The sequence below is a fragment of the Ramlibacter rhizophilus genome, assembly GCF_004681965.1.
GTDB classification, from domain to species: domain Bacteria; phylum Pseudomonadota; class Gammaproteobacteria; order Burkholderiales; family Burkholderiaceae_C; genus Ramlibacter; species Ramlibacter rhizophilus.
On sequence record NZ_SMLL01000002.1, the window covers coordinates 348083 to 356979 of the forward strand.

Consider the following 8897-nt stretch of genomic DNA (forward strand, 5'->3'; position numbering starts at 1 on the left):
AGGAAAACCGGCCCCGCCAGCCGATAATCCAGCGCCGTGCGCCGATAACCCACGGTTATCGTTCGAGGCTCGGCAGCGCGTCGCCGGAATTCGTCAAGGAGAGCGTGCCCCATGCGGCTGGACGACATCGACTACTTCCTGGCCGTAGCCCGCCACGGCCAGGTCCGGGCGGCGGCCGCGGCGCTGGGGCTGTCGCAGCCGGCGCTCACCAAGGCCCTGCAGCGGCTGGAAAAGGAGCTGGGCTTCCCGCTCTTCGACCGCAGCGCGCGGGGGATGAGCCTCACGCCGGTGGCCGAGCAGTTCCGCCAGCGCACGCAGGCCCTGCGCGAAAGCCTCGGCGACGCCATCAAGGAGGCCGCCGACCTGCACCTGGGCGCCATGGGCGTGCTGCGCGTGGGCGTGTCGCCCCTGTACGCGGACCGCCTGTTCGTTCCGGCCGCGTTGCAACTGCACCGGCAGCGCCCGGCGGCGCGCATGCGGGTGACCATCAACCTCAACGACGCGCTGCTCGCGGCCCTGCGGCTGGGCGACCTGGACCTGACGCTCAGTGCGCTGCCCCGCACGACGCCGGACGACCTGGAGGCCACGCCGCTGATGCGCGACGACCTGTGCATGGTGGTGCGTGAGCACCACCCCCTGCTGTCGCGCCGGCGCCTGCGCCTGCAGGACCTCGCCCAGGCCGAGTGGCTGCTGCCGGGGCCCGGCGTCGCCGGCCGGCGCAGCGTCGAAGGCCGGCTCGCCGAAGCCGGACTGCCGCCGCCGCGCGTTGCCGTGGAGGTGAGCAACACGGCCGGATCGCTCTCGCGCCTGCTGGTGCACAGCGACCTGGTGTCCCTCATGAGCGCCACCAGCCTCGCCGGGCCGATGGGGGCGGGCCTGGCCCCCCTGCCCATGAGCGATGCGCGCTTCGCGCGTGCCATCGGCGCCCTCACCCGGCGCGGCGCGACCCTGCCGCCGCTCGCGCAACGCTTCCTGGAACTGCTGCGGCAGAACGCCGCGGACGCCGATCAGGCGCGGGCGGACGACGCCAGCCCCAGCCCCAGGTCCACGTCGAGCAGGATCAACACGCCGAACACCGCGAACAGCGCGGCGGCGATGAAACGCATGCGCGACAGCGGCACGTAGCGCGCCAGGCGCTCGCCGAGCAGGACCGCGGGGATGTTGGCCGCCATCATGCCCAGGGTGGTCCCGATCACGACGGCCGCGAGGCTCGCGTACTTCGCGCCGAGGGCCACGGTGGCCAGCTGCGTCTTGTCGCCCATCTCGGCGATGAAGAAGGCCACCAGCGTGGCTGCGAAGGCGCCGGCGCTGCCGCGCGTGCGGCCGGCGTCCTCGTCGAGCGTGTCCGGCACCAGCGCCCAGGCGGCGAAGGCCAGGAAGCCCAGGCCCAGGACCCAGCGCATCACGCCGGCCGAGACCTGGGCCGCGACCCAGTCCCCCACGAAGGCGGCCATGAAGTGGTTGGCCAGGGTGGCCACCAAGATGCCGAGGATGATGGCCGTGTGCCGGCCGCGGTACTTCGCGGCGAGCACGAAGGAGAGCAACTGGGTCTTGTCGCCCATTTCGGCGAGGGTGACCATCGCGAGCGATGCGAGGAAGGCTTCCACTTTTTGAACAACTCCGGGCCAGGACAAGCGCATGACCACGCACCCCTCCTGGCTCCGAAGAAGGCTGCGCGGTCAAAGGTCTTGCCAGGCTGAACCAGCTGCCTGCGCCATGGACGCCGTGGGCGGCCAAGTGTGTTGACGCGAGGCCCTCGCGAAGGTGCGAGGCGACTACTCCCCGATGACGGGCGGCCGCCATCATAGTCGACGGACACGCCGACCGGCCTCGGCCCGGGCGTGGGCCGCTTGATCCAGCGCAAGGCTGCGCCGCCCGCGCTGCGCACAATGGGTCGGCACCCCGGGGGCGGCCACCCGCCGCCCGCGGATCGAAGGAGGCAGCGATGGCCCGCGACCCCGAAGCCGAGTGGAGGATCGACCCCTCGGATTACCCCGCTTCCGGTTCGGCCGCGCAGCGCCTGCGGTTCCTGCTGCGCTACGCGATCCTGGCGCCTTCGAGCCACAACACGCAGCCCTGGCTGTTCCGCTTGGCGGGCGACGAGCTGGAGCTGCTGGCGGACCGCAGGCGGGCGCTGCCCGTGGTCGATCCGCACGACCGCGCCCTGGTCATCTCCTGCGGCGCCGCGCTCGGCCTGCTGCAGGTGGCCATGCGCCGCTTCGGCCATGCGGGGGACATCGAGCTTCTGCCGCCAGGCGACGCCGACCGGCTCGCTCGCGTGCGGCTGGGCCCGCCGCACGCTGCGACCGACACCGACCGGCTTCGCTTCGAGGCCATCGCCGCGCGGCGGACCACTCGCAAGGCCTTCGCGTCCGAACCGCTCCCCGCGGGCCTTGCCGAGGACCTGCACGAGATTGCGCGCCTTCATGGAACGCAGGCCGCCCTGGTGACGGCGCACGAGGACAAGGCCGCCATCGCGGCCCTGGTCGCCCGGGGCGACCGGGCGCAGTTCGCGGACCCCTCGTTCCGGCGCGAACTCGGCGCCTGGGTGCACTCCCGCCGGGCCGCATCACGCGACGGCATCTCGGGCGCGAACTTCGGCATGCCCGACCTCATGTCGGCCCTCGGCGGCCTGGTGGTCCGCACCTTCGACATGGGCGGCGGTGTCGCCGCCAAGGACGAACAGATCGCGACCGCCTCGCCGGCGCTCCTCGTCGTCGCCACCACGCAGGACACCCCGCGCGACTGGCTGGCCGCCGGCGCCTCGCATGCGCAGATGCTCCTGGCCATCACCGCCGCGGGGCTGACCGCCGCCTACCTCAACCAGCCCATCGAGGTTTCCGAGCTTCGCCCCGCCCTGCGGGAAGCAGCCGGCACGGCCGGCGCGCCTCAACTCCTGCTGCGGCTCGGGCGTGGACCCCGCATCCCGCCGGCGGTCCGCCGCCCCGTGGCGGAGGTCCTGTTGGAAGACTGAAGAAGCTGAGAAGCTGTGAACGAATCCGCCACGCCCGCCTCGGCCTCCAGAAAGCGCCCCCTCGGCGTTGCAAATGCTCGCCATAGCCCGAGCTATGGCTGCGCTTCGCGCCTTGATGGGGCACTTTCCGGCGGCCGCTTCGGACGCGCCGAATTCATTCACAGCTTCTGAGCGCGCGAACCGCGACGCGTCACGACAGGCGGGCCTCGGTCACCCGGGCGCGGAAGAAGGGCGCGTAGTCGCTGGTGCCGAAGAAATTGCCGGCCTGCACGTCGAACGGCACACGGAATCCATCGACGCTGCGGAAGTCCGACAGCACGCCGCCGAATGGCTGCACCCGGAAGACCTTGTCCGGGTTGGCGTCGCTCCAGCGCGGAAAGCTCACCCACAGCGGCTTGCCGTCGGGGCCCACGCGGATGTCCACGTCCTGCACCAGGCCGGCGTGCGTGACCGTGGCGCGCGCCGTGTCGCCATCCACGGCCGACCAGCTCACGCCCGGGCGCGGCAGGAGGAACGCAGGGGTCCAGAAGGCCGCCTCGGCGACCAGGCGGCCGAAGGAAGCGCGCAGGTGGTCCGGCCCGCCTTCGACGCGCGCCACCGCGACCAGCCGCCACAGCCAGAAGCGCGTCCACGAGTGGTCGCCGGCCATGCCGTCCGAACCCGAGAAACGCAATGCGCCCCGCCCGCCCTCCACCTCCCAGACGAAGCCATGCGGCGCCGCGAGCACCTGCCGCGCGCGCATGGGCTGCCAGCGGGGCGCGGCTTTCGTGCCCAGGGACAGCTCGCCTTCCATGCGGATGCGCGCCAGGCTGCACAGACGCGCGCCGGGCTCGATGGCGAAGTGGAAGAAGCGCCGCGCCGGCTCCGGCAGCCCGGCGACCTGTTCGGGCGCGAAGCGCTCCGGCAGCGCGAGCGCGGGCCTTTGCATCAGGCGGTCCGCCACGCGCGCCGCGGCCGCCTGGTCCCGGGCCCAGCGGCGGCGCTGCACCCCCGCAGCGGCAAGGAGGCCGAGCGGCAACAGGGCAGCAATGGGTCGGAGGACGGACATCGCGCGGCCAGTTTAAGCAAGGCAGGCAGGTGCCCAGGTCCTGCCTTTGCTCGCCTAGCACAGCGCACCGTCCGGCCACTTCACAGATTGCGTGGAGAACGCTGTGGAAAACCCTCGGGGACCTGCTCGCAGCCCCGCCGTGGCGGGGCGCGCGGTCCATTGCCACTTCCGTGAGCAGGCCGCAGGCGCAGTGAAAAGTTACTGCGCTGCCGTGGCGCGGGAGAGACAGGCCCTATCCTGCGGCCATGTCGAGCCTTCCCCACAGCCCCGCCGCCGAACGCAACAAGGACCCGATCCTCGCGCAACTGCGCGCCATCCTGGGCCCGCGCGGCACGGCCCTCGAGATCGCCTCCGGGACCGGGCAGCACGTGACGTGCTTCGCCGCGGGCCTGCCCGGCTGGACCTGGCAGCCCACCGATGCCGACGCGCAGATGCTGCCCGTCATCGACGCACGCGCCGCGGGTTCCGGCAACGTGCTGCCGGCTCAACAGCTGGACGTGGCCTCACTCCCCTGGCCGCACCTCGCCGGGCCGTTCGACCTCATCTTCTGCGCCAACATGCTGCACATCGCGCCCTGGGCGGCCTGCCGCGGCCTCATGGCGGGGGCGGCGCAGCACCTCGGGCCGGGCGGGCTGCTGATCACCTACGGCCCGTACTTCGAGCAGGACGTGCCGACCGCGGCGAGCAACATCGCATTCGACGAGAGCCTGCGGGCGCGCGATGCGTCGTGGGGCATCCGGGCGCTGCCCGACGTTGCGGCCCAGGCGCACGAAGCAGGCCTGCGCCTGGCGCAGCGCCACGCCATGCCCGCCAACAACCTGCTGCTGGTGTTCGCGTCGGGACCGCCGGCCAAGCCAATGCTGATCTAATGCGTCTCCAGCAAGGGGAGCGAGCGGCGTTCGCCCGGACCATGAACCTGTTGTCGAGACCGATGTCCACGCGCGTGCGGCTGCTGCTGCTCGTGCTGGCCGTGTGGCTGCCTGCGGCCGCTGGCGTGGGCCTGCTCGCGCGGGCCACCTACCTCAAGGAGGAGGCCGCCGCCCTGCGGTCGCTGCAGGACCTCGCGCAACGCGTGAACGCCAGCATCGGCGCCGTCCTCGACCAGCAGTTCACCCTCGCCCAGGCCCTCGCCAACTCCGAGGCCCTGCGCGCGCGGGACCTCGGGCGCTTCGAGCGCGAGGCCGCGGCGGCCACCGTGCCCAAGGAGCGCTGGGTGGTGCTCATCGAGAAGGACCGGCAGGTCTACAACTCGCTGTTCCCGTCGGCGCGGGGCACCGCGCGCGCGCCGGAGTCACCCTTCCTGGAGTCCGGCGGACGCCAGGTCGCCTTCGCGCAGCGCGGGCCGGTGACCGGTGCGCCGGTGGTCGGCACCTTCGTGCCGGAGCGCACGCAGCCGGTGCGCTACAACGTGGTCGTTGCCACCGCGACGGAGGCGATGCAGTCGGTCGTCGAGGCGCAGGACTATCCGCTGGCCAGCATCGTGTCCGTGATCAACGACAACCACCTGATCATGGCGCGCAGCCGCGACCCCGGGAAATGGGTCGGCACGAGCGCCAGCACCACCATGATCGAACGCATCCGCGCGGACGACACCGGCTTCACGAGGTCCGTGACCCTGGACGGCAGCGCGGTCATCAGCCACGTCTCTGCGCCCAACGCCTACGGCTGGCGCACCGTGGTGTCGCTGCCCAGCGAGGCCCTCGCGGCGGCCGCGCGGTCCCTCACGCTGCAGGCGCTCGGCCTGACCACGCTGCTGCTCACCTTCGGCCTGTTCGTCGCCCTCTCGTTCGCGCGGCCGATCAGCGACTCCGTGCTGGCGCTGCGCGCCTGGGCGCGCGAGCTGGCGCGCAACCGGCCGGTGCCCGCCATGGGCCTGCCGCTGGCCGAGGCCAACGAGGTGGGGCAGGTGCTGCGCGAGTCGTCCGCGCAGGTGCGGCAGTTCAACGCGGCCCTGGAGACGCGCGTACAGGAGGCCGTGGCCAAGGCCCGCCAGTCGCAGGCGCAGCTCGTGGAGTCGCAGAAGCGCGAAGCCATCGGGCGGCTCACCAGCGGCCTGGCGCACGACTTCAACAACCTGCTGCAGACCATCTCCATGGGCGTGGAGCTGGCCATGCGCACGGCCGGGCCGGGGCCGCACGAACGCGCGCTGCAAAGCTCGCGCGACGCTGCCCTGCGGGCCGCCGACCTGGTGCGGCAGATCCAGACCTTCGGGCGCTCCGTCGGGACCGATCCGCAGCCGGTGGACCTGGCCGATTTCGTCCTGCGCAGCACCAGCATCATCCGCAACGCCCTGGGCCGCGGCATCGAGCTGGACATCGCGCTGGAGCCCGGCCTGCCTGCGGCCCTGGCCGACCCGGCGCAGCTCGAACTCGCCGTGCTGAATCTCATCTTCAATGCACGCGACGCCCTCCCGGACGGCGGCCGCGCCGTGCTGGTGGGCCGCCGCGCCACGCCCGAGGACCTGCAGGCGCTGCCCGCAGGCGATTACGTCGCCGTGGAGGTGGTGGACAACGGCGTGGGCATCCGTGCCGACGCGCTCGCGCGGGTGCTCGAGCCGTACTTCACCACCAAGCCGGTCGGCGTAGGCACCGGGCTCGGACTGGCGCAGGTCCATGCCTTCGCCCTGCAGTCCAACGGAGACGTGCGCATCCACAGCATCGAGGGCGAGGGCACGCGCGTGACCGTGCTGCTGCCCGTGGCCACCGTCCGGCCCGAGTCGCAGCGGCCCGCCGCCGCGGTTGTGGACGGACCGCTCACGCCGCTTCGCATCCTGGTCGTGGAGGACGATCCGCTCGTGGCCTCCGTGGTGGCGCCCGTGCTCGAAGGCGACGGCCATGCACTGGAACTGCTCTCCTCGGCCGATGCGGCACTGGAGCGCCTTGCCGCTGGCGCCGACTACGACGTGCTCTTCACCGACGTGGTCATGCCGGGCACCCTGAACGGCCTGGACCTGGCGCGCTGGGTGCACGAGCACCGGCCAGGCATCGGCGTGCTGGTGGCCACCGGCTACACGCCGCACGACCCCGGCAAGGGCGCGCCCGTGCTGCGCAAGCCCTACCGCATCGCCGAGCTGCGCCAGGCCCTCGTGACAGTGGCCCGCGCGCGGGCATAGGCGCAAATCCCAGCCGACGCCGTCCTACGGCCCGCGCGGCAGCACCCCGCGATGATGGCCGGCCATGAAGATCGCCACCTTCAACGTCAACGGCATCAAGACCCGCCTGCCCAACCTGCTGGAATGGCTGGCACGCGAGCAGCCCGACGTGGCCTGCCTGCAGGAACTCAAGGCCCTCGACGCGGCGTTCCCGGTGGACGAGCTGCGCGAGGCCGGCTGGCGCTCGCTCTGGAAGGGGCAGCGCTCCTGGAACGGCGTGGCCATCCTCAGCCGGGGCGGTGAGCCGCTGGAGATCCGCCGCGAGCTGCCGGGCGATGCGGCCGACGAGCAAAGCCGCTACCTCGAAGCGGCGGTGGACGGCGTCGTGGTGGCCTGCCTGTACCTGCCCAACGGCAACCCGCAGCCCGGGCCGAAGTTCGACTACAAGCTCGCGTGGTTCGAACGCCTGATTGCGCACGCCAGGACGCTGGTGGAGAGCGAGCACCCGGTGGTGCTGGCCGGCGACTTCAACGTCGTGCCCACCGACTTCGACATCTACAACCCGCGCTCCTGGAAGAAGGACGCGCTGCTGCAACCTCAAAGCCGCGAGGCCTATGCGCGGCTGCTCGCGCAGGGCTGGACCGACGCGCTGCGGCAGCTGCATCCCGACGAGGCGGTGTTCACCTTCTGGGACTACTTCCGACAGCACTGGCAGCGCAACGCCGGCCTGCGCATCGACCACCTGCTGCTGAACCGCCGCCTGGCACCCGCCTTGCGGGAGGCAGGCGTGGACACCTGGGTGCGCGGCAAGGAGCGTGCGAGCGACCATGCGCCGACCTGGGTGCGGCTGGAGCCGGCCGCGATCCGGGCCTGAAAAACGCCGAAACTCAGCGCGCCTTGCGGGCCTTCTTCCGCTGAGGCGCCTTCGCGGCCGGCGGCGCGCCCAGGCCGTGGGCCTGGTGCCATTCGGCCAGGGAGAAGTCCGGGTAGGCCTCGAAGCGCGGGTCGGCGGCGTGGCCTTCGGCCGCCACCCAGGACGCCTTCGAGCCCAGCATGATGTGCACGTTCCCCGGGGGCACCGGCAGCGGCGTGTCGATCGCGCCCGCGTGCGGGTGCACGAGTTCGGGCCAGCGCGGGTCCCATAGCCAGAGGGCGCTGCCGCAGTTCGAACAGAAGTAGCGGCGCGCTTCGCTCACCTCCCCGCTTTCGAGCCGCGCCTGGTAGATGCGCAGGAAGCGCTTGCCGCGGACTTTCATGCTGTGCGTGGCGGCACCGAGATTGATGGCATAGCCGCCCGCACCGGCCGTCTTGCGGCAGATGGAGCAGTAGCAGCGCATGAAGGGCACCGGCTCGGTCGCCTCGACGCTGAAGCCGACCTTGCCGCAGTGGCACGAGCCTTCCAGGTGCATGGGATCAGGCGAGCGCTCGCGCCGCGCAGGCACCGACGTTGTCAGTCGTCATCGTCATCAGGGGGATCGTCAGGCGGCTCGGGAGCGGGTGCGGGTGCGGGTGCGGGTGCCGGTGCGGGTGCCGGTGCGGGCGCCGGTGCAGGTGCAGGTGCAGGTGCAGGTGCAGGTGCAGGTGCAGGTGCAGGTGCAGGTGCGGGCGCAGGTGCAGGCGCAGGCGCAGGCGCAGGTGCCGGTGCCGGTGCCGGTGCGGGCGCAGGCGCAGGCGCAGGTGCCGGTGCCGGTGCCGGTGCCGGTGCCGGTGCCGGTGCGGGCGCAGGCGCGGGTGCCGGGGCAGGCGGCGGCGGCGGCGGCGGTGGCGGCGGCGGCGGCGGCGGC

Annotated in this window: 9 protein-coding genes and 1 riboswitch; of the genes, 6 read left to right on the top strand and 3 right to left on the bottom strand. The window is 72.5% G+C overall.

The annotated features are described in order from the left end of the window. The first annotated feature begins 111 nt into the window (after positions 1 to 111). The gene (locus tag EZ242_RS06355) at positions 112 to 1125 is read left to right on the top strand and encodes a LysR family transcriptional regulator (protein ID WP_135284291.1); all 1014 of its coding nucleotides are present in this window, start codon (positions 112 to 114) and stop codon (positions 1123 to 1125) included. Here EZ242_RS06355 and EZ242_RS06360 read toward each other — a convergent pair. Further along, positions 1008 to 1607, bottom strand: a complete 600-nt coding sequence (locus EZ242_RS06360; protein WP_135284292.1) for a TMEM165/GDT1 family protein — start codon at positions 1605 to 1607, stop codon at positions 1008 to 1010. The two genes, EZ242_RS06355 and EZ242_RS06360, sit on opposite strands and share 118 nt — an antisense overlap. 12 nt (positions 1608 to 1619) lie before the next feature. Then, positions 1620 to 1796, bottom strand: a riboswitch (yybP-ykoY riboswitch). Positions 1797 to 1945: 149 nt separating this feature from the next. On the opposite strand from EZ242_RS06360, the gene EZ242_RS06365 reads away from it, so the two are divergent. Then, entirely contained in the window at positions 1946 to 2974 is a 1029-nt protein-coding gene (locus EZ242_RS06365) for an Acg family FMN-binding oxidoreductase (protein WP_135284293.1), read from the top strand. A gap of 190 nt (positions 2975 to 3164) precedes the next feature. Here EZ242_RS06365 and EZ242_RS06370 read toward each other — a convergent pair whose 3' ends face one another. Continuing rightward, positions 3165 to 4022: a DUF6544 family protein gene (locus EZ242_RS06370; protein ID WP_135284294.1), complete on the bottom strand. Its 858-nt coding sequence runs from the start codon at positions 4020 to 4022 to the stop codon at positions 3165 to 3167. A 245-nt stretch (positions 4023 to 4267) separates the two neighbouring features. Here EZ242_RS06370 and EZ242_RS06375 point away from each other — a divergent pair, with 245 nt between their 5' ends. From EZ242_RS06375 to xth, 3 genes are all read left to right on the top strand, one after another. Further along, positions 4268 to 4891, top strand: a complete 624-nt coding sequence (locus EZ242_RS06375; RefSeq protein WP_135284295.1) for a DUF938 domain-containing protein — start codon at positions 4268 to 4270, stop codon at positions 4889 to 4891. 62 nt (positions 4892 to 4953) lie between these two features. Next, positions 4954 to 7134: an ATP-binding protein gene (locus EZ242_RS06380; RefSeq protein WP_167784670.1), complete on the top strand. Its 2181-nt coding sequence runs from the start codon at positions 4954 to 4956 to the stop codon at positions 7132 to 7134. Between the two features lie 64 nt (positions 7135 to 7198). Next, positions 7199 to 7987, top strand: a complete 789-nt coding sequence (gene xth, locus EZ242_RS06385) for an exodeoxyribonuclease III (protein ID WP_135284297.1) — start codon at positions 7199 to 7201, stop codon at positions 7985 to 7987. Positions 7988 to 8000: 13 nt separating this feature from the next. On the opposite strand, the gene EZ242_RS06390 is transcribed toward xth, so the two are convergent. Continuing rightward, the gene (locus tag EZ242_RS06390) at positions 8001 to 8522 is read right to left on the bottom strand and encodes a GFA family protein (protein ID WP_135284298.1); all 522 of its coding nucleotides are present in this window, start codon (positions 8520 to 8522) and stop codon (positions 8001 to 8003) included. Positions 8523 to 8616: 94 nt separating this feature from the next. Here EZ242_RS06390 and EZ242_RS06395 point away from each other — a divergent pair. Further along, on the top strand, positions 8617 to 8897 hold a 281-nt coding region (locus EZ242_RS06395), incomplete at its 3' end, for a hypothetical protein (RefSeq protein ID WP_205960608.1).